24 protein-coding genes are annotated in these 26536 nt (G+C 66.0%); 11 read left to right on the plus strand and 13 right to left on the minus strand.

Going from position 1 to position 26536, the window contains the following annotated elements; genetic code table 11:
* Window positions 1-127 precede the first annotated feature (127 nt).
* A complete protein-coding gene (locus tag NYE40_RS05005; protein WP_101808579.1) occupies window positions 128-1525 on the minus strand; it encodes a GNAT family N-acetyltransferase in 1398 nt (465 codons plus the stop codon).
* Between the two features lie 126 nt (window positions 1526-1651).
* Between NYE40_RS05005 and NYE40_RS05010 the strand changes: the two genes are divergently transcribed.
* A complete protein-coding gene (locus NYE40_RS05010) occupies window positions 1652-2083 on the plus strand; it encodes a hypothetical protein (protein ID WP_101808580.1) in 432 nt (143 codons plus the stop codon).
* 102 nt (window positions 2084-2185) lie between these two features.
* Here NYE40_RS05010 and NYE40_RS05015 read toward each other — a convergent pair whose 3' ends face one another.
* The 4 genes from NYE40_RS05015 to NYE40_RS05030 form a co-directional block, all read right to left on the minus strand.
* On the minus strand, window positions 2186-3418 hold the full coding sequence (locus tag NYE40_RS05015) for a cation:proton antiporter (protein ID WP_101808581.1): 1233 nt from the start codon (window positions 3416-3418) through the stop codon (window positions 2186-2188).
* Between the two features lie 2 nt (window positions 3419-3420).
* Window positions 3421-3915, minus strand: a complete 495-nt coding sequence (locus NYE40_RS05020; protein ID WP_028598088.1) for a TrkA C-terminal domain-containing protein — start codon at window positions 3913-3915, stop codon at window positions 3421-3423.
* A 142-nt stretch (window positions 3916-4057) separates the two neighbouring features.
* Window positions 4058-4459: a hypothetical protein gene (locus NYE40_RS05025; RefSeq protein WP_153782876.1), complete on the minus strand. Its 402-nt coding sequence runs from the start codon at window positions 4457-4459 to the stop codon at window positions 4058-4060.
* 117 nt (window positions 4460-4576) lie between these two features.
* A complete protein-coding gene (locus NYE40_RS05030; protein WP_228551811.1) occupies window positions 4577-6271 on the minus strand; it encodes a M3 family oligoendopeptidase in 1695 nt (564 codons plus the stop codon).
* Between the two features lie 188 nt (window positions 6272-6459).
* Here NYE40_RS05030 and rbsK point away from each other — a divergent pair, with 188 nt between their 5' ends.
* On the plus strand, window positions 6460-7491 hold the full coding sequence (rbsK, locus tag NYE40_RS05035; protein WP_339279430.1) for a ribokinase: 1032 nt from the start codon (window positions 6460-6462) through the stop codon (window positions 7489-7491).
* 213 nt (window positions 7492-7704) lie between these two features.
* Here the strand turns inward: rbsK and NYE40_RS05040 are convergent, their stop codons facing one another.
* Window positions 7705-8328, minus strand: a complete 624-nt coding sequence (locus NYE40_RS05040) for a TetR/AcrR family transcriptional regulator (protein ID WP_052333060.1) — start codon at window positions 8326-8328, stop codon at window positions 7705-7707.
* A 241-nt stretch (window positions 8329-8569) separates the two neighbouring features.
* Here NYE40_RS05040 and NYE40_RS05045 point away from each other — a divergent pair, with 241 nt between their 5' ends.
* Entirely contained in the window at window positions 8570-10045 is a 1476-nt protein-coding gene (locus NYE40_RS05045) for a DHA2 family efflux MFS transporter permease subunit (protein ID WP_028598084.1), read from the plus strand.
* Between the two features lie 151 nt (window positions 10046-10196).
* Here the strand turns inward: NYE40_RS05045 and NYE40_RS05050 are convergent, their stop codons facing one another.
* Both NYE40_RS05050 and NYE40_RS05055 read right to left on the minus strand, forming a co-directional pair.
* Window positions 10197-10649 (minus strand): hypothetical protein, encoded by a 453-nt coding sequence (locus tag NYE40_RS05050; protein WP_228551270.1) that lies wholly within the window; start codon window positions 10647-10649, stop codon window positions 10197-10199.
* A gap of 30 nt (window positions 10650-10679) precedes the next feature.
* The gene (locus NYE40_RS05055) at window positions 10680-11651 is read right to left on the minus strand and encodes an aldo/keto reductase (protein ID WP_028598083.1); all 972 of its coding nucleotides are present in this window, start codon (window positions 11649-11651) and stop codon (window positions 10680-10682) included.
* A gap of 101 nt (window positions 11652-11752) precedes the next feature.
* Between NYE40_RS05055 and NYE40_RS05060 the strand changes: the two genes are divergently transcribed.
* The gene (locus tag NYE40_RS05060) at window positions 11753-12391 is read left to right on the plus strand and encodes a hypothetical protein (protein ID WP_052333059.1); all 639 of its coding nucleotides are present in this window, start codon (window positions 11753-11755) and stop codon (window positions 12389-12391) included.
* A 67-nt stretch (window positions 12392-12458) separates the two neighbouring features.
* Here the strand turns inward: NYE40_RS05060 and NYE40_RS05065 are convergent, their stop codons facing one another.
* Window positions 12459-13901 (minus strand): hypothetical protein, encoded by a 1443-nt coding sequence (locus NYE40_RS05065; protein ID WP_028598082.1) that lies wholly within the window; start codon window positions 13899-13901, stop codon window positions 12459-12461.
* 475 nt (window positions 13902-14376) lie between these two features.
* Window positions 14377-16131: a C40 family peptidase gene (locus NYE40_RS05070; protein WP_084136837.1), complete on the minus strand. Its 1755-nt coding sequence runs from the start codon at window positions 16129-16131 to the stop codon at window positions 14377-14379.
* Window positions 16132-16548: 417 nt separating this feature from the next.
* Between NYE40_RS05070 and NYE40_RS05075 the strand changes: the two genes are divergently transcribed.
* Genes NYE40_RS05075 through NYE40_RS05090 form a run of 4 tightly spaced genes read left to right on the plus strand, consistent with a single transcriptional unit; the run spans window position 16549 to window position 20448 of the window.
* Window positions 16549-17727: an ABC transporter ATP-binding protein gene (locus NYE40_RS05075; protein WP_084136834.1), complete on the plus strand. Its 1179-nt coding sequence runs from the start codon at window positions 16549-16551 to the stop codon at window positions 17725-17727.
* Entirely contained in the window at window positions 17727-18530 is an 804-nt protein-coding gene (locus tag NYE40_RS05080) for an ABC transporter permease (protein ID WP_028598081.1), read from the plus strand. The genes NYE40_RS05075 and NYE40_RS05080 overlap by 1 nt, the downstream gene beginning before the upstream one ends.
* On the plus strand, window positions 18527-19375 hold the full coding sequence (locus tag NYE40_RS05085; protein ID WP_101808591.1) for an ABC transporter permease: 849 nt from the start codon (window positions 18527-18529) through the stop codon (window positions 19373-19375). The genes NYE40_RS05080 and NYE40_RS05085 overlap by 4 nt, the downstream gene beginning before the upstream one ends.
* Window positions 19372-20448, plus strand: coding sequence for an ABC transporter substrate-binding protein (locus tag NYE40_RS05090; RefSeq protein ID WP_101808592.1), 1077 nt, complete (start codon window positions 19372-19374; stop codon window positions 20446-20448). Before NYE40_RS05085 ends, NYE40_RS05090 begins: the two co-directional genes overlap by 4 nt.
* Before the next feature lie 181 nt (window positions 20449-20629).
* Here NYE40_RS05090 and NYE40_RS05095 read toward each other — a convergent pair whose 3' ends face one another.
* Window positions 20630-21349, minus strand: coding sequence for a glycosyl hydrolase (locus tag NYE40_RS05095; protein ID WP_101808593.1), 720 nt, complete (start codon window positions 21347-21349; stop codon window positions 20630-20632).
* A gap of 337 nt (window positions 21350-21686) precedes the next feature.
* Window positions 21687-22262, minus strand: a complete 576-nt coding sequence (locus NYE40_RS05100) for a transcriptional regulator (protein ID WP_028598078.1) — start codon at window positions 22260-22262, stop codon at window positions 21687-21689.
* 248 nt (window positions 22263-22510) lie between these two features.
* Between NYE40_RS05100 and NYE40_RS05105 the strand changes: the two genes are divergently transcribed.
* Genes NYE40_RS05105 through NYE40_RS05115 form a run of 3 tightly spaced genes read left to right on the plus strand, consistent with a single transcriptional unit; the run spans window position 22511 to window position 25481 of the window.
* On the plus strand, window positions 22511-23731 hold the full coding sequence (locus NYE40_RS05105; RefSeq protein WP_101808594.1) for a glycine betaine/L-proline ABC transporter ATP-binding protein: 1221 nt from the start codon (window positions 22511-22513) through the stop codon (window positions 23729-23731).
* Window positions 23706-24551 carry a proline/glycine betaine ABC transporter permease gene (locus NYE40_RS05110; protein WP_028598076.1) on the plus strand — a complete coding sequence of 282 codons (846 nt, stop codon included), beginning with the start codon at window positions 23706-23708 and terminating at the stop codon, window positions 24549-24551. The genes NYE40_RS05105 and NYE40_RS05110 overlap by 26 nt, the downstream gene beginning before the upstream one ends.
* 18 nt (window positions 24552-24569) lie before the next feature.
* Entirely contained in the window at window positions 24570-25481 is a 912-nt protein-coding gene (locus NYE40_RS05115; protein WP_101809416.1) for a glycine betaine ABC transporter substrate-binding protein, read from the plus strand.
* An 88-nt stretch (window positions 25482-25569) separates the two neighbouring features.
* On the opposite strand, the gene NYE40_RS05120 is transcribed toward NYE40_RS05115, so the two are convergent.
* Window positions 25570-26466, minus strand: coding sequence for a LysR family transcriptional regulator (locus NYE40_RS05120; protein ID WP_101808595.1), 897 nt, complete (start codon window positions 26464-26466; stop codon window positions 25570-25572).
* Between the last annotated feature and the right edge of the window lie 70 nt (window positions 26467-26536).

Consider the following 26536-nt stretch of genomic DNA (forward strand, 5'->3'; position numbering starts at 1 on the left):
GTGAAGCCGGGCAGATTCTACCATGCGCCCCGCCTTTCCGTCAAAAGCTCGCGCTAATGCTCTGCCGCGAAACAGAAAGCGTCCTTCGCGGGCAGCAAGGCGCACGGGCGAAGGACGCAGGAGCCGGTCAAATATAACTGAGTCCGGCCGTATACGGAAACGGGAGCGGAAAGTAGGTCCGCAGCTGCCGGGCTTCGGCATCGGTCAAAGGCAAATGGCGGCTCGTCCCGCTCGAGGGGCGGGGGTCGGCCGGGCATTCCGCCGCGGCTGCGGCCGTGCCGGGCTTGCCGGTGCGGCCGGAGGCCCGAGCCCGGCTCGAAGCGCCGCCGCTCTCGCTCGCGGCCGCCGATTCGGCCTCGGCGCTGCCGCCGGAGGCGCCGGCGAGCGCGGGCAGCAGATCCGCCGAATCGCGCTCGCGCTCCGCGGCCTGCTGCCGGACGAAGGCGTCAGGACCGTCATCCGGCTCGGCGTCGGGTCCGTCGAACAGGAGCAGCGTCCAGTCGCGCGCGCTCAGCGGTATGAGGCGCCCGTCAAGCGCGAGGGCATGCTCGCCCTCGGCCAGCCGCTCGACGGTCCAGTCCGGGAGCCGGCTGCCGGCTGCCGCCGCTTTCGCCTCGAAGTATGGCTGCAGCTGCCGCCAGAGCAGCGGCAGGTTCATGATGCGGACGGTGCCTTGGTTGTGGCTGTCGGTGTAAGGATGCCCTTCCAGCAGCTGCATCATGCGGCGCTCATGGGCGGAAGCGAACAGCAGCAGGGAGGAGAGCTCCAGCTGCGCCATCGCTGCGCGCGCGAGCGGCAGGACGTCGGCGGCCTTGCCGCCCCATTCGACGACGAACGGCTCCAGGTCGGAGCCGTCCGGGATCGGTCCGGCGGCGATGACGACATAGGCGAGCAGCCGACCGGCAGCCTCGGCGACGAGCACCTCGTGATGGAAGCCGTACATCGCCGCGACCGCTTCGCTCGCCAGCTCGGACGCGAAGTCGGGGATGCTGCGCAAATAGCCGGCCGGCTTGGCGTCGGCAAGCTCCTTGAGCCGGAACCAGTCGTCGGCCGCCATCGGCCGGACGCGCATGCCCGGCGGCAGCGTCTGCGCCGCGTCCGGCGCGGCGGCGAGGCGGTAGCGGCGCACCGAGCCGAAGGCATGGCAGCCGCCCCGCCGGTAGAGGGAGCGCGTGCCGGAGACGAGCATGAGCGCCGCTTCCATCCGCTCCGCCTGATGGAACGCTTCCTGGAGCAGCACGCTGGCATGTCCCTGCCCCCGATAGTCGGGATGCGTGCAGACGGAGCCGAGCGCGCAGACGCTCAGCAGCGCGGGGCCGATCCGGATCTGATGGGGCACGAACCCGATGAACGAGACGAGGCGGCCCTCCTCGGCGATGCCGATCGACAAGCCGATCGCCGGATCGAAGATGCGGGGAAAGCTCGTCCCCATCGAGGGCTCGCCTTCCTCGCGGAAAATCCGGTCGGCGAGGGCGACGGCCTCGTTCAGCTCCTGTCGGTTCAGGCGCTTGCGCAGCTGCTTCATGCGGACTCACTCCTTTGGCGGCAAGAATGCGGATGGAGAGAAATATGGCGCGAAGGGGCTTCCATCCATTCCAAATCTAGAAACCTATCATATGCTATCCTATCCTCGTTGGAAAGGAGGGTTCCTATGTCCCGCTTCCTTGATCTTAAGACTAGCCAGAACGCCAGCTTCGCGAACTCGATCGCAATTCCGATCACGATCATCAACGAAGATCAGCTTATCGCCCAGCAGACGCTCGACCTGACTGCCGGAGTCTCAGGTCAGACGCGGGTCGATTTTGTCGGCATGATGGCCATCCAGCTCGGCTTGCTGCCGGTGGCGACGACGGTGACGATCAGCGTCGTGCGCGGCACGCTGCCGACGGATACGCTTGTCTTCTCCGCTGCCCAGGTGCTCGACATCAGCCTGCTCGGACCGCAGCTCATCAATATCGCCGGCTCCGACTTCTTCGCTCCGAACGCCGTCCAGACCTACACCGTATTCGCCTCGGTCTCGGCTCTCGGCGCCACGCGCGTCGGACCGGAAAGCTTCAACTTCATCGGCTCCTCCGACACGTAGGGCAAGCCGGCAAAAAAGAAAGCGGTCAGCAGCCTAGGGCTCTGACCGCTTTTTGGCGAGTGGAGGAACCGGCGCGGCGGCAAGGCGCCGGCCGGCGGATCGTCAGCTGCTCGTCTCCGGAGCCTGCTGCTGCCGGCGGTCGTAGCGAGCGTTGAACTTGAAGATCGGATCGAGCATCCGGAATACCCACTTGCTTTCCTTGGTCAGCAGCGGCCCGAGAATCGCGAGGATCAGCACGTACAGCGCGGCGAACGGCTGAATGATGGCGGCCAGGCCGCCGGCCATCGCCAGATTGGCCATGATGATCGAGAACTCGCCGCGCGCGACGATCGTCAGGCCGATCTTGGCGGAGGCGTACGGCGGAATGCCCGCGCTGCGGCCCGCGAGCATGCCTGCGGCGAAGTTGCCGACCAGCGTGATCGCGACAGCGCCGAGCGCCATCCATACGGCTCCGCCAAGGGCGGTCGGATCGATCGTGAGGCCGAAGCTGAAGAAGAACATCGCTCCGAAGAAATCGCGGAACGGCAGGATGAGCTTTTCGATGCGGTGGGCATGCTGGGTCTCGGCCAGCACGAGCCCGACGAGCAGCGCGCCGATCGCCTCGGCGACGTGGATCGTCTCGGCGAAGCCTGCGATCAGGAACAGCGAGCCGAATACGATGAGCAGGAACAGCTCGTTGGAGCGGATGTCGAGCCAGCGGTTCAGCTGAGGGACGAGCTTGCGTCCGACGATGAGCACGCCGAGCATGAACACGAGCGCGATCAGCGCCGACAGCAGCACGCCGCCGAGGCTCGAGGACGAGCTGAGCACGAGGCCGGATACGATGGAGATGTAGAGGGCCAGGAAGACGTCCTCGAACATGATGATGCCGAGGATCATCTCGGTCTCCTGGTTGGCGGTCCGCTTCAGGTCGACGAGCACCTTGGCGACGATGGCGCTGGAGGAGATCGTCGTGATGCCGGCGATGATCAGCACCTCGGACAGCGGCAGGCCGGTCAGGAAGCCGTAGAGCAGGCCGAGCGTGAAGTTGATGCCGATGTAGATGCTGCCTCCGACGACGATCGACTTGCCCGACTTAATGAGCCGGCCGACGGAGAATTCAAGGCCGAGGTACAGCAGCAGGAACAGCACGCCGATGCGGCCGAAGAAGTGGATGAGCTCGGCGCTTTCGACGAAGCGGAAGTCGAAGTGTCCGATCTTGAACGCATGCGGGCCGACGAGCATGCCGACAATGATGTAGAACGGGATGACGGAAAACTTGAGCTTGGCGGACAGTATGCCTGCAAGCGCGACGAGGCCGATGGCGAGGCCGATTTCCATGACGAGATGGTCCATCGTCACTCACATCCGTTCTTCAGGATGTCGCGGAACGCCTTTTGCTGGCTGCGTTCGCCGGCTACGATCAGGAGTGCCTCCTCGGTGAGGACCAGATCGGGTCCCGGGTTGATATGCTTCGTCGCTCCGCCTTTCTCGACGACGGCGAGCACGCTCGCGCCGGAACGGTTGCGGACTCCGAGCTGCCCGATGGAGCTGCCGACGCTCTTGTAGGTCGGCTCCACCCGGTACCATTCGATGATGAGGTCGTCGAGCACCATCTCGATGTTCTCCAGCGCGCGCGGCTTGTATTGCATGCCGCCGACGATGGAGGCGAGCATGCGCGCCTCGTCGTCGTCGAGCGAGAAGACGGGCTTGAAGTCGTTGTCCCGATCCGCTTCCATATAGCACTCGCGGCGGCCGTCGTCATGCACGACGACGATCAGCACGTCGCCCCCGCGCGACTTGATCTGGAATTTTTTGCCGATTCCCGGCAGGTACGTCTCTCTGATGTCCATACATCTACCTCCTGTAGTGGGTTCTCTCCTCTAGTGCGTTAGCTTGCCGAAAAAAGCCGAATCCTATCGCTCCCCGCCGAAAAAGCAGAGAGCGTCCGCTCCGCGCGGCGACAGGCCGGGCGGGGGGAGGACGAGCCTTGCGTCAGGCGGCATAAGAGGCGCTGCGGACAGGAGCGAGCAGGCAGCGGACGAGCCGGCGGGCGACGGATGGCGCGGTGCGCAGCTTGCGCGACCAGGCGGGAGCGGCGAATACCGCGGCCAGCATCAAAATCGCGGCGGCCAAGGGCGGCGCGAGCGCGGACGGAGCTTGCGACGGAGGATCGGGACGATGGAGCGGACCCGACTGCTCCCGTTCGGCCGCATAGGAGCGGGCCGTCACGGGCACGCCGGTGTCGAACGAACGGGACATGGCGCTTTCGGCGGCCGCCCCGGCGGCGGCTGCTTCCGGCAGCAGGATCGGAGGGGTGGGCGTGGAGCAGATCAGGATCAGGGCGACCAGCAGCAGCGTAAGCCAGCGTGCGGGCGAGCCCGAGCGATTCATCATGACCTTTCCCCCCTTTTTGTTAGCTAATTACCCTTATTATACGGAATAAAAGCGATTTGGTGGCAAAAAACAGCCCTTTTCCTTGAAATTCAAGGAAAGGGCTGCGGAAAAAAGGGCTTAGAAGCTGCTGTCGTCGACGCTGTCGAGCCAGCTGCGGATCTCGCCGATGACGCTCGTCACGGAGCCGTCCTCGAACGGAGACAGCAGCCCCGCGCTAGCGGCGAGCGCGGTGAAGGACTTGCTGCCGCCGAGCCGGCAAAGAGCGAGGTAGTCCTGCCAGGCGGCGTCGAAGTCCTCCCTCGAGCGCTTCCAGAACTGGAAGGCGCACAGCTGGGCCAGCGTGTAGTCGATATAGTAGAACGGCGTCTGGTAGATGTGGCTCTGGCGCTGCCAGCGGCCGCCGCCTTCAAGGTAGGCGTTGCCGTCGAAGCTGCGATGCGGCGTGTAGACGCGCTCGATTTCCCGCCACTTGGCCTTGCGCTCGGCCGGCGTCGCCTCGGGATGCTCGTAGACGAAGTGCTGGAACTCGTCGACGCTCACGCCATACGGAATGAAGCTGAGCGCGGAGGCGAGATGGTCGAAGCGGTATTTGTCCGTATCTTCTTGGAAGAACAGCTCCATCCACGGCCAAGCGAGGAACTCCATGCTCATGGAGTGGATCTCCGCCGCCTCCATCGTCGGCCACAAATACTCCGGCACGTCGAAGCCGCGGCTCATGTACACCTGGAACGCGTGGCCCGCCTCATGCGTCAGCACGTCGATGTCGCCGGAGGTGCCGTTGAAGTTGGCGAAGATGAACGGCGACTCGTAATCGAAGATGTACGTGCAGTAGCCGCCGCCTTCCTTGCCCTTCTTGCTCAGCAGGTCGAGCAGCTCGCGCTCGGACATGAACGTGAAGAACTCGTCGAGCTCGGGGCTCATCTCGCGGTACATGCGTCGTCCCTGCTCGAGGATCCAGTCGGGATCGCCCTTGGGCGTCGGGTTGCCGCTCTTGAAGCGGAAGCCCTCGTCGTAGTAATGGAGCTTGTCCACGCCGATGCGGGCCTGCTGGCGCTCGTACAGGCGGGAGGCGACCGGCACGATATGCTCGCGCACCTGGCGGCGGAAGTTCGCGACCATCGCCGCGTCGTAATCGGTGCGGCCGAGGCGGTCGTAGCCGAGCTGCACGTAGTTCTCGTAGCCGAGCTGGCGGGCGATGCGCGTGCGCACCTGGACGAGCTCGTCGTAGATGCGGTCGAGCTCGGCCTCGTTGCCGGCGAGGAAGCCGAAGGCCGCTTCGCTGGCGCTTTTGCGGGTGGCGCGATCCGTCGACTGGGTATACGGCGTCAGCTGGGACAGCGTGCGCTCCTCGCCGTCGAACGGAATCCGGGCGGAGGCGATCAGCTGGCTGTATTCGGTGCGCAGCTTGTTCTCGAGCTGGAGGTCCTCGATGATCTCCGGCTTGAACGTCTTGAGCGCGAGCTCGGCCGTGCGCAGCAGCTGCGTGCCGTACTTCTCCTCGATCCCGCTGCGGAACGGGGACTCGGTGAGGGCGCGGTAGTAGTCCGTGACGTACTCCTGGAGGATCGGGGACGTCTCGTCGGAGTAGTCCTGCTCGGCTTTGTAGAAGGCATCCTCGGTATTGATGGAGTGGCGGATGTAGACGAGCTGGAACATCGTCTCGATCTCGTTGCGCAGCTTGTTCACGGCGGAGATCGCCTCCAGCAGCTCCTCGAGGCTGGCGGCGGCGCGCATGGCGGCGATCTTTTCCTTGAAGGCGTCGGCTGCCGCTTCGCGGTCCGGCCGTTCGTAGCGGTATTCGCTGAATTTCAACACGAGGGACACCTCTTTCGTTATCGTTGTCGTCCTGCAGGAAACAATCTCCATTATACCGGATCGGCGATTGCCGGTGGAGGCGAATTTCCTTATAGCCGTGCTTTCCCGCCATCGCTCCCCTGCGCAGGAAGCTTGAAATGAGCTAGAATGAGAGAGGCTGAAATGAAGGAAAGGTGCGTGCAGGCATGATGAAGCAAGGAGCGAACGAGAGGAACGGAGCGGCTCCGGAAGCCGCGCCGCAAAGGCGGGACGTCCCGGGACGCGCGGCGGCGCCGCCGCGCGTCGCCGTGGCCGGCAGCCTCAATATGGATCTGGTCATCAGCATGGGCCGGATGCCGCTGGCCGGAGAGACGATCAGCGGCAGCGCGCTGCATACGCTGCCCGGCGGCAAAGGCGCCAATCAGGCGGCCGGCTGCGCCCGGCTTGGAGCGGCGACCGAGATGATCGGCCGCGTCGGCGAGGATGCCTTCGGCAAGCAGCTGCTGGAGCAGATGCGGCGGATGGGGGTCGGCGCCTCCGGCATCGGCGTCCATCCGAGCGAGCCGACCGGCGTCGCCTCGATCTATCATACGCCGGAGGACAACTGCATCGTCATCGTCGCCGGCGCGAACGGGGAATGCGGCGAGGCGTGGGTGGAAAGCCGGCGCGAGTCGATCGAGCGCGCGCAGGCGCTGCTCGTGCAGCTCGAGATCCCGCTGGAGGGCGTGCGCGCGGCGCTGCGCATCGCCCGCGAGGCCGGCGTCGCGACGGTGCTCAATCCCGCGCCGGCGCAGCAGCTGCCCCGGGAGCTGCTCGAGCTCGCCGACTACATCACGCCGAACGAGACCGAGTTCGCCGCCTTGACGGGGGCATCCGCCGAGTCGGAGGACGAGCTGCGCGAGGCGATCGCCGCCTGGCAGGCAAGCGTGGGCGGCCGCGTCATCGTCACGCGCGGCGCCGCCGGCTGCTCGTTCCTCGGCGAAGACGGACGCCTCGTGACGGTGCCGGCGCCGCGCGTCGAGGTCGTTGATACGACCGGAGCCGGCGACACGCTGAACGCGGCGCTGTGCGTCAAGCTCGCGGAGCTGGCCGCGCAGGGAGCCGCCGCGGGCGACGCCGAGCTGCTGGAGGCGCTGCGCTTCGCCGTGCAGGCGGCCTCGCTGGCGGTGACGCGCTTCGGCGCGCAGGACGGCCTGCCCTCGCGCGAGGAGGTCGAAGCGGCGCTGCAGCAGGCTTGAGGCTTGAGGCGCGTTCGCGCCAGCCGGCTGTGCCCTGGCGACAGCAGGGTTGGCTTCGGCCGCCCCGACCGTTCTTCCGAACGGCCGGGGCGGCTTTTTCGCGTCGGACCAAGGCGATGCGGGAGGACGCCGACAGAAAAAATCCGAAGCATCGCGGGCGCGATGCCTCGGATCGGGGAAGCCGCGCGTGTGAAAAAAGCGGACGGCGCGGCGCTACTCCTCGCGGAACAGCGGCCGGATCGCGGTGCAGACGATGCGCCGGACGATCTCCTCGGGATCGACCTCCAGCTTTTCGTGCAGATGAAGCAGCGACTGCGGCGAGAACAGCGAGATGAGCAGATGGGCGCTCACGGCCGGATCGACCGCCTCGATCGTCTGTCCCTTGGTCCGGGCCTCGTCCAGCAGCGTCTGGATCGTCTCGTACAGGAAGCGGTAGGGAGGGCTCTCATAGAACTGCTCGATCTCCTTGAACGTGTTGCGCCCGTTGTAGATCGCCGTGTGCATCGCTTCGACGATGCGGCTGTCCGCGATCAGATGCTCGACGACGAGCGTCGCCAACGCCGCCAGACGCACGCATGGAGGCTCGCCGGCGAGCGCTTCCAGCCGGACGAGGATCGACTCCCGCAGCCTGTGGAACTCCTCCTCCATCAGGCATAGGCACAGGTCGCCCTTCTGGGCGTACCGGCGGTACAAGGTGCCCTGGCCGACTCCGGCCGCCTTGGCGATCTGGTGCATGCTGACCGCATCGACGCCATGCTCGGCGAACAGGCTGCGCGCCGTATCCAATATGGATGCGCTCAGCTCGCGGGATCCTTTTCGTTTATCCGGAATCGGCATGCGCTTTCATCTCTTTCCTGAAAAGTTTACAACTAAAAAACGTCGTTGACAGGCGGACAATTGTCCGCTATAGTCAAAACGTTTCCCATAAGCGGACAATTGTCCGCTTGCCGTACCGGACGGCTCGAAGCCGCTTGCTGCCTTATTTTATCCCTTCTGCGGGCAGGGGTCAATGAAGGGCGGACCGCGGCGGGCGCCTCCGGGCGGAGGGAAGGAAAAGAGAGATGAAGGAGTGGAGAGCATGTCGCAAGTCGCAGGGGGCGGCCCGGCCGGACCGGAGCTGTCGATGCGGGCCATACTGGCGCCGCTGGTGGCGATCATCATCGGAATGTTCATGGTCATTCTGGACGGGACGGCGATGAACGTCGCCGTGCCGAAGCTGCAGCAGGACTTCGGAGGCGCGTCGCTGTCGCTCATCCAGTGGACGATCACCGGCTACGCGCTCGCGCAGGCCGCGGTCATCCCGCTGGCCGGCTGGCTGTCGGACCGGTTCGGAGCCAAGACGATCTTCATCCTGTCCGTCGTGCTGTTCACGCTCGGCTCCGCGCTGTGCGCGATGGCCGGCAGCGCGGAGCAGCTGATCGCGTTCCGCGTGCTGCAGGGGCTCGGCGGGGGCATGGTCGCGCCGATCGCGATGGCGTTCACGTACCGGATCGCGCCTCCGGGCAAGGTCGGCGCGGTGATGGGCATGATCGGCATCCCGATGCTGCTCGCTCCGGCGCTCGGTCCGGTCGTCTCGGGCTGGCTCGTGGAGTACGTGTCGTGGCACTGGATCTTCCTCATCAACCTGCCGATCGGCGTCATCGCCGTCATCGTCGCGCTGCGCACGCTGCCGGTCATCCAGCGCCAGACGGTGCCCGTGCTCGACATGATGGGCATCGTGTTCGGCCCGCTGGCGTTCGCCGCGCTCGCCTACGGCGTCTCCGAGGGCGGCACGGACTGGACGTCGGCGCGCACGCTGACGGGCCTCATCGTCGGCGGCGTCGCGCTCGTCGTCTTCATCCTCGCGGAGCTCCGCCGCTCGAACCCGCTGCTCGAGCTGCGCGTATTCCGCTCGCCGAACTTCACCAAGGGCATCCTCGTGCAGTGGATCTCCCAGGCGGCGCTGTTCGGCACGATCTTCCTGCTGCCGCTGTTCCTGCAGACGGCCAAAGGCTACGGGGCGCTGGACACCGGCCTCATCCTGCTGCCGCAGGCGCTCGCCGCCGGCCTGTTCATGCCGATTGGCGGCAGGCTGTACGACAAGGTCGGAGCGCGTCCGCTCGTCATGACGGGCATGGCGCTCGTGAGCGTGGCGGCGTTCCTGCTCTCCGGCATCGAGGCGGACACGGGCGTCGGCTCGCTCATCCTGCCGCTCGCGCTGATCGGCGCCGGCATGGGCCTGTCGATGATGCCGCTCAACACGCATATCATCCAGTCGGCTCCGGCCCAGCTGGTCGGCCGCGTCACCTCGCTGACGGCGGCGGCGCAGCAGGTCGTCAGCTCGTTCGCCATCGCCGGCCTCTCGACCTACCTGACCGGCCGCATCAAGGACAACGGTCCGGAGCTGGGCGCGCAGCCCGCCGAGCTGCTCAGCGCCTCGTACGGCGACACGTTCGCGCTGCTCATCTGGATCGCGGCGACCGGCGTCGTGCTTGGCTTCCTGCTGAGCCGTCCGAGGCCGCAGGAAGGCGCCGCGTCTTCTTCCGAGCCGAGCATGATGATGGGCGGGCACTGACGCTTCGCTTCGTCCATGAAGCAGGTCCGCAGCAGCAAAAAGGCGCTTCGCGTCCCCTTGCGGGGAGCGAAGCGCCTTTTTGGCGGAGCAGGGCCCGCATGCGGTCGTCAGGCGGACCGGGGCGCGCTCATGGCCAGCGGCCGCAGGGCGGTCAGCGGGCTTTGCGCGGCGGGCCTTTGAGCGACGTGTCGCGGGAAGGGTAGCGGGTGCACCAGAGCGCCCACCAGACGAGCAGCGGCTGGGCGGCGACGCGCAGCCAGAGCGCCGTCTTGGAGGCGCTGTCGCTGCCCGGAGCGGGAATGCCGCGCGCGGCGGCGTAGACGTTGGCGACGACGATCACGACCAGGTAAAGCGCGGCGAACAGGCCGGTCCAGCCGCGCGTCGCCGGCACGAGGACCAGCGCGGCGATGGCCAGCTCGAGAATGGCGGTCGCGTAGACGATCGGCAGCCGCAGCGGCACCCAGTCCGGCAGCATCGCCGCGAAGCCGTCCGGCTCGCGGAAGTGGTACAGGCAGGCCGCGACCATCAGCGCGGCGAACAGCAGCAGGCCGATCAGCCGCGGCCAGGTCGTCTGGAAATAGCGCAGGTCGGAAGCGGATGTCATGAGCTTCGATTCCTCCTCATCGGTGGCGCGTCAGATCCGGTAGCGGGCGAACGGCTCGCCGTAGCGGAACGGCCGGCTGATGCGCTCCAGCTCGTCCTGGATGGACGGCTCGAGCGCGAGCTCGAGGCTGCGCAGATTGGCCGTCAGCTGCTCGACGCTCGTCGCGCCGGCGATGACGGTCGAGACGGCCGGCTTGTCCATCAGCCAGCGGATCGACAGCGCGGCCGGCTCGCAGCCCGCCTCTTCGGCCAGCTCGGCGACATCCTGGCCGAGGCCGATGACGTCGCCTTTCAGGAAGCGGCCGAACGAGCCGTCCTTGTCGAGCCGCGAGCCGGGCGGGGCTTCCGCTCCGGCGGCGTATTTGCCCGTGAGGATGCCTCCCGCGAGCGGGAAGTAAGGGATGAGTCCGATGCCTTGGTCGAGGCAGAGCGGCACGAGCTCCAGCTCCGGCGTGCGGTCGGCGAGCGAGTAGCTCGTCTGGATGGAGACGTAGCGCTCCAGCTGCAGCCGGTCGCTGATGCCGAGCGCTTTCATCAGCTCCCACGCCTGATAGTTGGACGCGCCGATGTAGCGGACCTTGCCGGAGCGGACCATGTCCTCGAGCGTGCGCAGCGTCTCCTCCAGCGGCGTCTCGGGATCGAACGTATGGATCTGGTACAGGTCGACGTAATCGGTGCCGAGCCGGCGCAGGCTGCCCTCCAGCTCGGCCGTCAGATGCGACCTCGACGCTCCGCGCTTCCCCGGCCCTTCGCCGCGCGGCAGGCCGGCCTTGGTCGTCAGTACGGCATCCGCGCGGCGGCCGGCGAGCGCCTTCCCGATGATCGTCTCGCTGAGCGTGCCCGCGTAGATGTTGGCCGTATCGAGGAAGGTGATGCCGGCGTCGAGCGCGGCGTGGACGATGCGGATGCTCTCCTCCTCGCCGGTCCGCTTGCCGAAGGCGTTCGTGCCGAGGCCGAGCGCGGAGACGGTCAGGCCGCTCGCGCCGAGCTTGCGGTACGTCATGGTCATGGGAACGTTCCTCCTCCTGATTCGAGGTGATGGATGATTTTCCAGCCTCCTATGCATACTACCGCTAGGAAACGACTGGAAGGGTGAAGCGAGCGATGTATTCCCGATTGAAGAAAAAGCTGCAGGAGCTGCTGCGAGGCAAGGCTCCGGGAGGGCTGCTGGCATGCCGGCTGGCGGCGCTGCCGGCGGTGCTGGCGGTCGCGGCGGCCGGCGCGCTGGCGGCTCCGGGCACGGCGCAGGCGGCGCCATTTCGGCTCGACCAGGATGTCGTGCCGGAGCAGAGCCAGGCGAGCGCGTCGGAGCTTGTCCGCCATGCGGACGGCATCGCCGTGGGGAGCTTCGGCGAGAGCGACCGCATGGTGCAGACCGGCCAGAACGCCCCTCAGGGCAGGCTGGTCAACTTCGTGCAGAAGTTCACGGTCAAGCGCTGGATCAAAGGCGGCGGCAGCAACGAGCTGACGGTCGTCACGACCGGGATCGAGCCGCTGCCGCCGCCGTCGCAGCTGGAGGCCAACGAACGCTATCCAGGCGCATGGGCGACGGGACCGGATTACCTGCTGTTCCTGCACAAGCTCGAAGGCACGGACAGCTATGTGCCGCTCGGGCTGCTGCAGGGCGTCTACCCGATTCAGGGCGGACGCACCGTCAGCCTGGAGGACAAGGGCTTTCCGCAGCTGAACGGCATCGCCGAGGCCGGCGTGCAGCAAGCCGTGGACCGATTGGCCGGCAGCTGATGCCGGACCGGCCGTTCCCCCGATTATAGCATATCCCGAGGCCTGAGGGCTGCCGGACGGCAGCCGCTCAGGCCTTTGGCTTTGGCCGGGCGGCGGGGCGCCTCAGCCGCGCCACCCGCGCCGATGGGGCGCCGCGGCCAAGTGGACGCAGCAGCTGCGCGCCCCTGCCCGCGGCGCAGGGCAAAAGCAGCGTGACGTCCGCGCTCGGAGCGCCGTGCGACGCGCCGAGCGCGGCGTCCGCCTCATGCCCCGCCGGCCCCGCGAGCAGCAGCAGCCGCTGTCCCGGCGCGAGCAGCAGCAGGCGCTGCAGCTCGGGCAAGCCGGACCAGCCGCGGCGGGCGAGCAGCACGGAGCCGGGGAGGCTGCCGCTTTCCGCGCCGTTCGGGATAGCCGGATCGACGGGGCTGGACGCTAGAGCCGGGGCGGCAGGAGGAAGCGCGGAGGCTGGAGGGCGCGCCGTAGCCGGGTGCAGCGCCGCGGCCGGGAGATTCGGACCGCATGGAGCTTCGCAGCCGGGTGCCGTCTCCGGCGCCTGCGAGGGCGGAGCCGCCTGCCGCCGCAGTCCGCGTGCGAGCCAGCGCGCGGAGAGCGCGGTCAGGAACAGCCGGATGTCGCTTTGCAGCCGTTCGAGAGCGGCCTCCTCCGGTCGCGCCAGCGCAGCCGGATCGATGTCGATGCGCGCCCCGGATGCGGCCGGAGCCGGCTCGCCGCTGCCGAGCACGAGCGCATAGTCGGCGGGCGCCTGCCGAACTTGAGCCGGCAATTCGCGTGCAGTCGGAACGCCCCCCGGCAGCGCGCTCCAGCCGCCGGGAGTCGCTGCCGCAGGGATGCCGGTCAGGGCGATGAGCTCGCCCAGCTCCGCCGCCGCTCCGGCATGAAGCACGCCGCCGCCGACGACGATCAGGGGCCTCCGAGCGCGCGCGAGTCCGTCCGCGATCCGGTCCAGCTGCCCGTCGCGGATCGGCGGCTCGGAGACGAGCCGTTCCATATAGTCCTCGCTGTCCTCGTAGGCGGGCATGGAGAAGGGAGGGCGGCGCGAGCGCCCGCCGGCGAAGGAAGGAGCCAGCCGCACGAGCGCAGGACCCTTCCGGCCGTGCCGCGCCGCGAGGAAATAAGCTTTTTCCAGCGTGCTGCGGCAGTCGTCCTCGTGCCGCAGCAGCGCGCTCGACTTGAAGCCTGAGCCGGACCGCGACGGCCTGCCCGCGCAGCCGGGCAGCAGCAGCAGCAGCGGCACGCTCGCGGCCGACAGCGCCCGGATCGAGGCCGCCTCGGCGCGGGACAGCTCTGCGCTTGTCCCGATCGCAGCCGCCGGGGAGCCGGAGGCGAGCGCATAGCCTTCCGCAGCGCTCAGCGCGGCTGCCAGGCTGGAGCAGCCGTGGACGGACAAGCCTGCCCGCCGGCCAGCCCCGGCCAGCTCGCGGACGAAGGATGAGTCCGACGCGCGGTCGCAGTAGATCTGACGCAGCCCTTTTTCCGCCCATATGGTCATGACGACGTCCGATCCGTTCATGTGCCGATCTTCCACTCCTTCCGCTCTATCTCTTACCATATGAACGGCCGCGGCAGTTGGAAAGGGACAACAGGCGGGGGGAGCGCGGAAAAATTCGGACTTGCAGGGGCGGCTGCGCGCGAGCGTCTAAAAGGAAAGAGGTCAAGGCCGGCTCGGCATCTTTCTTTGGCTTGGGAGGATGAAGCGAATGGGGCGATTGCGGCGAAATGATGAGGATGGCGGGTTAGGAATAGCGAGGATTGCGCGAAACATGCTGGATGACCGCGAACAAGGGAAAAAGCTCCCTTGCTCCATGAAGGGAAAATGAAAAAACGAGCCGAGTCGGAGCCTCGCTCCGCTGCGTCTCGTTCGTCTATCAAGGCATCGGCAGCCGGCGCCTCGCCAGGGGGCCGCCGGCCGCCAGCTGCGCCAACTGCCGCCCGAGCCGCCCACGGCGTCGGCTATCGTCGCTTCGCCGGCGAGCCGGCGCCAGCCGCTACCAGGTGCGCGGACCGATCAGGTCGGCGAAGGTGGTCGTTTTCGGATACGACTTGGAGAGGCCGACGCCGCTGCGGTATTGGGCGCGCACGGAGACCAGCTCCGGCTTGGCGTAGAAGAAGAGGATCTTCTCGTCGCGGCGATCGGCGGGCTTGGCCGGCTTGTCGTACAGCAGGAACGCGGCCCAGGCGTCGGCGATGTCCTCCTGCGCCTGATAGGCGCTCGCGTCGCGGAAGAACAGCTTCGTATAGAGCGTCGTCATCGGCTTGCCGGCGCGCGCCGCGGAGGCGACCTCGGCCGGCCAGAACTTGCCGTAGTAGGCCGTCAGGAGCGAGTCCTTGCGAGCATAGAGCCACTGGCTGCTGCCGGCGGTGGGACCGGCGAAGGCGCCTCCGACCAGGCCGCCCGCGCCGCCGAGCGCGGATGAGGCGCCGCCGAGATGATCGAGCTGCGAGCCGGCGGGACCTTGCTGCGTGACGAGCTTGCCGAGCTCGCGAGCGAGCGACCAGCGCGTCTTCTGCACCGCTCCCGGAGTCAGATCCGACGGGTCGAGCACGAGCCGCACGCTTCCTTTGGCAAGCGTCTCCACCCGGGACAGGCCGCCGCGATGGACGTCCAGCCGCAGCTCCTTGACGAGAGCGAGATAAGCCTTCGGATACGCGGCCTGCACCTGCTTCCACAGCTGCTCCGCGGCGGCGCGCTGGGAAAGCGTGACGGAGTAGCCGCTCTCGTTCTTCAGCTTCAGCTCTCCGTTGTCCGCGACCGTGTACAGGCCGGCGGGGATGGAGGAGCCGTACAGCTCGCTGCCCTTGATGCCGATCCGGCTCCGCGCGTCGGCAGGGAGCGACTCGACCTCGTCGATGATTTCCTCATGCGCGGCGAGCATCGCCGGGTACAGGCCTTGCTCGTATTGCTGGAAGGCGAGCTCCGCCTTGTCCGCCAGCCGGTTGTAGGCGGAGGCGTCCAGAACGGGCTTGGCCTTGTCCAGGAACCGGGAGACGGAGGCGAAATAGACGTTCTCCCGCATCGCGGCGCGCGTCTGATCGGGGCCGGCCAGCCCGTTGCTGGAGCCGGAGCCGCTGCCTGCGCTCGTCCCCGAGCCTGTGCCTGAGCCTGCGCTCGTGCCCGACCCGCCTCCTGCGGATGGCGCCTTCTCCGTCATGCGGCGTGCGCCGGCATACCGCTCCTGCCAGTAGGCGGAGGCGAGCGACGAGCGCTTGACGCCGTCGACGGTGGCGGAGACGAATTCCTTGTTGCCGATGTAGATGCCGGCGAAGGAAACGGCCGACCCGCTGCGGAAAAAGACGGCGTCCCCGGGCAGCAGCAGGCTTTGCCCGCCTACCGGCGCGCCGTTCTCGAACTGCGCGGCGATCGTGCGGGGCAGCTGGACCTCGGCGGCGGAGAAGCGATAGATGTACTGCAGGAAGCCGGAAGCGTCGAAGCCGGCGGGCGAAGCGCCGCCGTACTGGTAGGGGGTGCCGACGTAGTCGAGCGCATAGTCGGCGATCGCGCCGCCGAGCGCCTGAGGGGTTCCCCGCTCCGAGAAAGGCGCGTCGGCTTCGGCGGACAGGGAAGAGGGCGCGCCTGCGCCGGCCATGCCGGCGAGCACTCGAGCGGAGGCGGCATCGGCATAAGGGCTGCCGTAAGGGGAGCCGGATGGGGATGGGAGGCTGGCTCCGGCGGGTGCTGCGGCTCCCGCTCCTGCCGCTGCGAGCAGGGCAAAGGCGGTGCCGGTCTGGATCAAACGTCGCATGAACTCACTCCTGGTCTCGTCATGATGTAAGGGGGCCAAAAGGGCCGGATCAACCTGAATTATAACAGGATGTCGAATTCTGTTAATCGGACTTGCGTCACGATAGTTGCGTCATTTCGATTTTCATCTATCCCCTTCGAAAGTCCCTGTCCGCTCTTCTTATCCCGATAGATCGGGGCCGAGAGGGCCGGCGACGGCAAAAAATCAAACGCCGGACGGTCCGGGCTGGGCCTTGCGGCCTGCGGCGTAAGGCTCCGGTCGGCTCCGGCGTCCCGCCGGAGGAGCCGCATCTGGCGGAAAAACGTCCCAGAGCGCGCCGTTTGGGGTATAATGGGGGCATGATCAAGCCTGTCCCGCAGCGGCTCGCAAAGCCGGGCGGACAGACGCACAGGCGCTGAACAGGAGGGAAGCTGCGGCATGGAGCAGGTACCGGTCATTTCGTTCCGGGGAGTAACCAAGCAATACGAGGACGGCGTTCCCGTGCTGAACGACGTATCCTTCGACATCGAGAGGGGCAAGTTCTACACCCTGCTCGGCCCGTCGGGCTGCGGCAAGACGACGATCCTCCGCCTCATCGCGGGCTTCATGGAGCCGACGAGCGGCGAGATCCGCATGGACGGCAAGCTCATCAACGACCTGCCCGCGAACAAGCGGCAGGTCAATACGGTGTTTCAGGACTACGCGCTGTTTCCTCATCTGAACGTGTTCGACAACGTCGCCTTCGGCCTGCGCATCCGCAAGCTCAAGAAGGACGAGATCGAGCGCAAGGTCGAGGAGGCGCTGCGCTTCGTCAACCTGGAGGGCTACGGCAAGCGGGAGATCCGCGAGATGTCCGGCGGCCAGCGCCAGCGCGTGGCGATCGCCCGCGCGATCGTCAACGAGCCGAAGCTGCTGCTGCTCGACGAGCCGCTGTCGGCGCTCGACCTCAAGCTGCGCACGGAGATGCAGTACGAGCTGCGCGAGCTGCAGCGCCGCCTCGGCATCACGTTCATCTTCGTCACGCATGACCAGGAGGAGGCGCTGGCGATGTCGGACGAGATCTTCGTGCTCAACAAAGGCATCATCGAGCAGAGCGGCACGCCGACCGACATCTACGACGAGCCGATCAACCGCTTCGTCGCGGACTTCATCGGCGAGTCCAACATCGTGCCGGGGCGCATGCTCGACGACTACCGCGTCGAGTTCGCCGGCAAGGAGTTCGAATGCGTCGACCGCGGCCTGCGGCGCGGCGAGCCGGTCGAGATCGTCATCCGCCCGGAGGATCTGGAGATGACGGCGGCGGGAGCGGGCAAGCTGGCCGCGACCGTCGACACGCAGCTGTTCCGCGGCGTGCACTACGAGATCATCTGCATGGACGACTCCGGCAACGAGTGGATGGTCCACTCGACCCGCAAGGCGGTCGTCGGCGAGGCGATCGGGCTGGACTTCGACCCGGAGGCGATCCACGTCATGCGCTTCGGCGAGTCGGAGGAGGACTTCGACCGCCGCCTCGAGGGCTATGAGGAAGCGGAAATTGCCGAGGAAGCCGCAAAGCGGCGCGAGCTTGGCGAAGGGCCGCCGATCGTCGAGACCGGCCGCCCGGGAGGGAACAGCTAGTGTCCGCCCGCAGCCGCAATCTTTTCCTCGTGCCGTACACGCTGTGGATCGTGCTGTTCGTGGCGGCGCCGATCGCGCTCATCGCGTACCGCTCGCTGTTCGACGTGGAGGGCGCGCTGACGCTCGACAACTACGCGCGCTTCTTCACTCCGGTGTACTTGCGGATGACGGTCAGCTCGTTCTGGTACGCGCTGCTGATCACGCTGTTCTCGCTGCTCGTCGCCTATCCGGCGGCATGGGCGCTGACGCGCGCCAAGCACAAGCAGCTGTGGCTACTGCTCATCATCCTGCCGACATGGATCAACCTGCTGCTCAAGGTGTATGCGTTCCTCGGCATCTTCGGCACGTACGGCTCGGTCAACCAGCTGCTCGAGCTCGTCGGCATCGGCACGCAGCAGATTCTGTTCACCGACTTCAGCTTCGTGTTCGTCTCGGTGTACATCTTCATCCCGTTCATGATCCTGCCGATCTTCAACGCGCTCGAGGAGCTCAATCCGTCGCTCGTGTTCGCTGCGCGCGATCTCGGCGCCTCGGCGTGGACGACGTTCGCCAAGGTCGTGTTCCCACTGACGATCGACGGGGTGAAGGCCGGCTGCCAGGCGGTGTTCATCCCGGCGCTGTCGCTGTTCATGATTACGCGCCTCGTCGCCGGCAACCGCGTCATTACGCTCGGCACGGCGATCGAGCAGCATTTCCTCGTCACCCAGGACTGGGGCATGGGCTCGACGATCGCGGTGTTCCTCATCCTCGTCATGGTGGCGATCATGTTCGCGGCCGGACAGCGCAAGGGGGTGATCCGATGAGCGAGAGCAGGCGCTGGCGCTGGTCCAACCTGTATCTGATCGCGGTGTTCGCGATCATGTACGCGCCGATCTTCTATCTGATGGCCTATTCGTTCAACAGCGGCGGCACGATGCACGGCTACGACGGCTTCACGCTCGACTGGTACCGCGAGGTGTTCGCCGATACGCGGCTGCTCATCATCGTGCTGAACACGCTCGTCATCGCCCTGCTGTCCGGGCTGCTGTCGACCGTGCTCGGCGTGCTCGGCGCGCTGGCGATCCACGAGGCGCGCCGCCGCCGGACGAAAAACACTTTGCTCAGCTTCAACAACGTGCTGATCGTCAGCCCCGACGTCATCATCGGCGCGTCGTTCCTGATCCTGTTCACGATGATCGGCATCCGCCTCGGCTTCGTGTCGGTGCTGCTCGCGCACATCGCCTTCAGCGTGCCGATCGTCGTGCTGATGGTGCTGCCCAAGCTGCAGGAGATGAGCCCGACGCTCATCGACGCGGCGCGCGATCTCGGCGCGAGCCGCTGGCAGGTGCTGACCGGCGTCGTGCTGCCGTTCATCAAGCCCGGCATCTTCGCCGGCTTCTTCATGGCGCTGACGTATTCGCTCGACGACTTCGCCGTCACGTTTTTCGTGACGGGCAACGGCTTCTCCACGCTGTCGGTGGAGATCTACTCGCGGGCGCGGCAGGGCATCTCGCTGTCGATCAACGCCTTGTCGACGCTCATCTTCCTGTTCACGATGCTGCTGGTGGCGGGGTACTACTTCCTCACGCGGCGCAGCGGCACGGGCGCGCAGGCGGCGGCCGGCCGCGGCGGCGCGGCGCGTGGAGCGGCCAAGGAGGGAACGCCATGAAAAGCCTGATCCGCTCGTTCGCGGCGATCCTCGTCGTCGCGCTCGGCTGCCTGTATCTCACGTCCTGGCTGAACTCCAGCCAGGGCTACTCGGGCGCCAATACGCTGACCATCTACAACTGGGGCGACTACATCGACCCCGAGCTGCTCGAGGAGTTCCAGAAGGAGACGGGCATCACCGTCATCTACCAGACGTTCGACTCCAACGAGGCGATGATGACCAAGATCCAACAGGGCGGCACGACGTACGACGTGGCGATGCCTTCGGAGTACGCGATCGACAAGATGAAGCAGGAGGGGCTGCTGCTGCCGATTGACCATGCCAAGCTGCCGAACCTGAAGCATATCGACGAGCGCTTCCTCGACCTGCGCTTCGATCCGGGCAACGGCTATTCCGTCCCGTACTTCTGGGGCACGGTCGGCATCGTCTACAATCCGGAGCTCGTGCCGGACGGGCTCGTGTTCGACAGCTGGGACGATCTGTGGGACCCGCGCCTGGGCAACGGACTCATGCTCGTCGACGGCGCGCGCGAGGTGATCGGCTTCGGCCTCAACAGCCTCGGCTACTCGCTCAACGATACGAACGAAGCCCATCTGCAGGAGGCGCTGGCCAAGCTGCAGAAGCTGACGCCCAACGTCAAGGCGATCGTCGGCGACGAGATCAAGATGCTGCTGGCGAACGAGGAAGCTACTGCCGGCGTCGTCTGGTCGGGCGACGCGGCCGAGATCATGGACGAGAACGACAAGCTGGACTACGTGATTCCGAAGGAAGGCTCCAACGTCTGGTTCGACAACATGGTCATCCCGCGCACGGCCCGCAACCTGGACGGCGCGTACCGGTTCATGGACTTCATGCTCGAGCCCGAGCATGCCGCGCGCAACGCGGAGTACGTCGGCTACTCGACGCCGAACAAGGACGCGGTGCCGCTGCTGCCGGAGGAGATCCGCTCCGACGAGCGCTTTTATCCGCCGCCGCAGCTGACGAGCCGGCTCGAGGTGTACGACAACCTCGGCAAGCGCATGCTGTCGCATTACAACGAGCTGTTCCTCGAGTTCAAGATGCATCGCAAATGAACCGCCCGAAGCCGCCGCTTCCCTTGCCGGGAAGCGGCATGGAAAAAGGGGCTGTCCGCAAGGCCGATTCGATTCGGCCTCGTGGGACAGCCCCTTTTTTCAGGGATGGAACGGATGACGGCGCACCGGCGGCGGCGCAGAGAGCGGCTCCGCCGGTGCGCTCGTCCGATCCGGCTGCGGCTTACGAGAAGCTGACGGAGTAGCTGTTCGTCGTGAACGTGGCGTTCGGCGCGGAGGTGATTTCGTAGCCGAACTGCACGCTGTTTACGATCTCGTTGCCCATCCAGCCCTTGGACTTGCACCAGTTCAGGATGGCGAGCACGTCGACCGTGCCGGAGTTCGTATTGCTCGTGCGGACGAAGGAGAACACGTCATTGGAGCCGTTGCTGCCCTTGTACACGTTCCACGTATGGCCGCCGACGCTCACGTTCGTGAAGTTCGCGACCGGATTGCCGTTTGAATCCCAGGAGCCGGCGATCGGACCGACGGCGCCCTGCTTGTTCATCCACAGCATGATCTCATGCGCGTTGTTGCCGCTCCAGATGTCGTAGGCGGCGACGAAGCTCGAGCCGCTCGATGGCACGGTGACGTTGAAGGAGCTCTTGAGGCTGGACAGCGCCGCCAGCTGCGTGTTGATCGGCCGAGTGCTGTTCGGGTACGACTTGATGCCGCCCGTGTTCGGATGGTTGGCGGTCACGCCCCATTTGCTGTACGAGTCGGCCCAGATCGTCTGCGTGCCGGCGCCGCTGCCCCAGATGTTGTTGTAGACGGTGTAGCCGCCGTTCGACCAGCTGCCCCATTGGGCCGAGCTTGTCCAGACGGCGGCGAAGGCGGTGGCGGACAGCAGCAGCGAGCCGATCAGCACGCTGAGGAAGGCGGTCATGCGCGTTGTTTTTTTCATTACGTTCATCTCCTTTGATTTACGATTCGGGTTGAGAGGCCGGGCAAGGCCGGCAGCGGCGGGCTGCGGTCCTCCTTTCGCTTGTGGATTGGCGCTCGGCGCTTCTTATTGGAAGCGCTATCATGAGGGCGCATCTGCATTTTAGCATGAAGGAAGGAATAGGAAATACCCGCAAAAATAGACGAAAAATCCCATTTAAATTAGAGGTCGGAAGGCGAAAAAAGGCATGCCGAAAAGCGGGGACGGAAGCTTCCTTCCGTTCCCGCTCTCGTTCGCGCAGGCTCAAGGCTCGGGACGAGCCGCTGCCCGCGCGGGGCTTGTCCGTCCGCGCCATGCCTCAGTCGGAGTCCGGCTCCTTGGGCACATGCTCGTAGATGCCGCCGGATTCCAGCAAGTCGATGACCCGGTCCAGCCACAAGTAATAGGCGATCGCCTGGCCGATCTTGTCGAGATCGCCGGCCACGGCCGCCCGCACCGGCTCGGCTGTCTCCGCGGACGCTCCTTCGGCAAGCTTGACGAGCTCGTTCTGCGAGCGCCGCAGCGCCGTCAGGTTCATCTCCACCGCTTTCCGCCATTTCAAGACGAAAAAGTCCGCGAACGTCTGATGCCAGTCCCGCTCGACCTCGTACAGGTCCTTGCGCGAGCCCTTTTCCCACACCTTGTTGACCATATTCAAATCGACCAGCGTCCGGATGCCCGTGCTCATGCTGGTCTTGCTCATCTCCATCGCCTGTCCCATCTCGTCGAGATTCATCGGCTTGTCCTGGAAAAACATGAGGCCGTACAGCAGCCCGGTCGATTGCGTGATCCCGTACAGATCCATGTTCTTGCCGATGGACTCGATCACCCGCTTGCGGGCTTTGTGGATCGCCTGCTCCTGATCTGGCTCCAGTCCGGCAAATTTGTCGTTCATCTTGTCCGCTCCTTCATCGCCTTCTCGGCTGACAAAATAATTGTATGAGACAAATTCCCCAAAGTAAAGCGACGCGATGGGGAGGATCGGTAAGGAAACGGGAGGATATGGGAGATATACTTTGTACAGTAAAAACCGTACATACGAAATATACGGAATTAACGGTTGACGGTTTCGGGTTTCATTCGCTAGACTGGTTCGAGTGAATGCCCGGCCGATGGGGCCGCGGCGCAAGGAGGTGCAGGCATTTGCCCATCATTGAAGTCAAGGACCTGACCAAGGTATTCGGCGAGGATCCGAAACGGATTTCCGCCCTGCTCGGTCAGGGCTGGTCGAAGGACCGCATTTTCAACGAGACGAAACATACGGTAGGGGTCAATCGGGTGTCCTTTTCGGTGGAGCCGGGCGAGATCTTCGTCATCATGGGGCTGTCCGGCAGCGGCAAGTCGACGCTCGTCCGGCTGCTCAACCGGCTGATCGAGCCGACATCGGGCATGATCGAGATCGACGGGCAGGAGATTACGCGGCTCGGGGCGGATCAGCTGAGGACCGTGCGGCAGAAAAAGATCAGCATGGTGTTCCAGAAGTTCGCCCTGTTCCCGCATCGCACGCTGCTCGAGAACGTGGAGTACGGGCTCGAGGTGCAAAAGGTGCCGAAGGCCGAGCGGGAGCCGAAAGCCCGCGAGGCGCTGAAGCTGGTCGGCTTGGAAACGCGGGCGGACAGCTATCCCGACGAGCTGAGCGGCGGCATGCAGCAGCGCGTCGGGCTGGCCCGCGCGCTGGCGAACGATCCCGACATCCTGCTCATGGACGAGGCGTTCAGCGCGCTCGATCCGCTGATCCGCAAGGACATGCAGGATGAGCTGCTCGATCTGCAGGACACGATGAAAAAGACGATCGTCTTCATCACGCATGACCTCGACGAGGCGCTGCGCATCGGCGACCGGATCGCCCTCATGAAGGACGGCGCGATCGTGCAGATCGGCACGCCGGAGGAGATCATGGTCAATCCGGCGAGCGAATACGTCGAGCGCTTCGTCGAGGATGTCGATCTGTCCAAGGTGCTGACGGCGGCGCATGTGATGCGCCGGCCGGAGACGATCGGCATCGACCGCGGCGCGCGGGTCGCGCTGCAGCTCATGCGGGAGAGCGGCATCTCCAATCTGTTCGTCACCGACCGCAGCCGCCGGCTGATCGGCGTGCTGACGGCGGAGGACGCCTCGGAGGCGGCGCGCCGCGGCTTGCCGCTCGAGGACATCGTCATCCGCGATGCGCCGACGGTCGCTCCCGGCGTGCTGCTGAACGAGCTGTTCGAGCTCGTCGGCAGCAGCAAGGTGCCGGTCGCCGTCGTGAACGAGACCGGCCGCATTGTCGGCGTCATCGTGCGCGGAGCGGTGCTCGGCGCGCTGGCCGGACATGTGCCGGGACGGGAGGTGGACGGAGATGCTTCCGAAACTTCCGCTGGATAAATGGGTCGACGCGGCGGTCGACTGGATCGAGAGCAGCCTCGGGTTCGTGCTCGATCCGATCGCGGCCGGCATCGAAGGCGCGGTCGAGGGCATTTCCTACGTGCTGCATCTGCTGCCCGCGCTGGCGATGATCGTGCTGCTGGCCGCTCTCGCCTGGCGGTTCATGCGCTGGAAGATGGCGCTGTTCACGCTCGTCGGACTGTTCCTGATCGACAACCTCGGGTACTGGGACCATACGATGGATACGCTCGCGCTCGTGCTGACGTCGGCGATCGTAAGCATCGTCATCGGCATCCCGATCGGCATCGCCTGCGCCCGCAGCAAGCGGACGCAGCAGATCGTGACGCCGATCCTCGACTTCATGCAGACGATGCCGGCCTTCGTCTATCTGATCCCGGCCGTGACGTTTTTCAACCTGGGCGTCGTGCCCGGCGTCATTGCTTCGGTCATCTTCGCCGTGCCGCCGACGATCCGGCTGACGAACCTCGGCATCCGCCAGGTGCCGGCCGACCTCGTGGAGGCGGCCGACTCGTTCGGCTCGACGCCGGCGCAGAAGCTGGTCAAGGTGCAGCTGCCGCTGGCCGTGCCTTCCATCATGGCGGGCATCAACCAGACGATCATGCTGGCGCTGTCGATGGTCGTCATCGCGTCGCTGATCGGCGCGCAGGGCATCGGAGCGGACGTCTATCGGGCGGTCAGCCAGATCAAGACCGGCAAAGGCTTCGAGGCGGGGCTGGCGATCGTCATTCTGGCGATCTTCCTGGACCGCCTGACGCAGCATCTGGTCAAAGGAAAAAGACAAGCAGACAGGAGAGGGTAAACGTTGAACAAAAAATGGATGAAGACGCTTGGAACCGCCGCGATCGCGACGGCGCTGGTCTTGGCAGGCTGCTCGTCGAACGGCAATGAGGGCGCAAACGCAGGCGGAGAAGCGTCCGGGAGCGGCGGCAGCGGCTCCATCGGCGCGGCGGTAGGCCACAAGATCATCGGCATCGACCCCGGCGCCGGCCTGATGGCCGCGGCGGACCGCGCCGTCACGGACTACGGCCTGACGGACTGGACGCTCGTCGAGGGCTCTTCGGCGGCGATGGCCGTCGCGCTCGACAAGGCGGTCAAGAACGAGGACCCGATCATCGTCACCGGCTGGACGCCGCACTGGATGTTCGCCAAGTACGACCTCAAGTACTTGGACGATCCGAAGAAGTCGTTCGGCGAGGACGAGGAGATCCGCACGGTCGCCCGTCTCGGCCTCAAGGAAGATGCTCCGTCGGCCTATGCCTTCCTCGACCGCTTTGAGTGGACCGACGCCGACATGGCGAAGGTGATGGCGGCCGTGCAGGAAGGCGCGGAGCCGGCCGATGCTGCCGCCGCCTGGGCGGAGGACAACGCGGCGATGATCGACGGCTGGGTCGACGGCATCGAGCCGGGCGCCGGCGAGACGATCAAGCTCGCCTACGTCGCCTGGGATTCCGAGATCGCCAGCACGAATGTCGTCGGCTGGGTGCTCGAGCACCGGCTCGGCTACAAGACCGAGCTGATGCAGGTCGAGGCCGGCCCGATGTGGGCAGGCGTAGCCGGCGGCGACGCCGACGCGATGGTCGCGGCCTGGCTGCCGATCACGCACAAGGACTATGCGGAGCAGTACGAGGGCAAGTACGAGGACCTCGGCGCGAACCTGAAGGGAACGAAGCTCGGCCTGGTCGTGCCGTCGTACATGGACGTCTCGTCCATCGAGGATCTGGCCGGCTGAGGAGCCTCGCCGGCAGGAAAGCCGTTTCGAGCCATGGAGACATGGCTCGAAACGGTTTTTTTTGCATCCGGGGGCGAGAGCCCGGAGCTTACCCGGCGTTCGGGACGGGCTCTCCGATGCCTCGGACCGCCTCCATCAACGACAGGGCCGCCTTGCCGAGCAAAGGCTTGGTTCGGGAAGCGAGGCCGACCTGCACGACGGGCTCCAGATCGGCCAGCGGCCGGATGGACAAGGAGCCGTCCTGCTCCAGCCCGCTGTACATCGGGACGATGCCGATGCCGAAGCCGGCCTTGACCATTCGCTGGATGACGTAGAAGCTTCCGACCTCCCGGCAGGCGATCCGGTCGCGTCCCGTCGGACCGATCGCCTTGTCCCAGAGCTCCCGATAGATGCAGGTCGGCTCCTTGACGAGCACGGCATGGCCCGCCAGATCGCGGGCCTCGATGCGGTCTCGGCCGGCCAGCGGATGGCTCTTGCGCAGCATGACCCCCAGCCGCTCCTCGATCAGCGGCTCGAACTCCAGCAGGAGCGCGGCCGGCGGGGCCGAGCAGATGCCGAAGTCCAGCTCGCCGTCCCGAACCCGCTCCGCGATCGACCGGCTGCCGCTTACTTCCATCGACACGTCCACGTCCGGCCGCTTCATGCAAAAATCCGCGACGACGGCCGCGAGCTGCTGGCTGGCGACCGGCTCGATCGCGGCGAAGCGCACCGAGCCGCTCTCACCCGCCGCAATATCCGATACGGTCTGCCTCATCGTCCCGATCGACTTCAGCAGCGCCGCGGCCTCCTGCTGCAGCCAGCGGCCGGCCTCGGTCACGATCATGCGCTTGCCGTCGCGCAGGAACAAGGAAGCGCCGAGATCCGCCTCGAGGCGCTGGATCTGCAAGGTGACCGTAGAGGGGGCGTATTGGAGCTCCTCGGCGGCTTTCAGGAAATGTCCGAGACGCGCGCAGGCCTCGAAGGTTTTTAAGGCACGAAGATCCATGGCTCTCTCCTTTGTTTGCGTTTATCGAATGAATGGTTCATATTATTCAATTTTACAAAACATTCCTCGC

This window comes from Paenibacillus sp. FSL W8-1187 (assembly GCF_037965485.1).
In the GTDB taxonomy this organism is placed as follows: Bacteria; Bacillota; Bacilli; order Paenibacillales; family Paenibacillaceae; genus Paenibacillus_O; species Paenibacillus_O pasadenensis.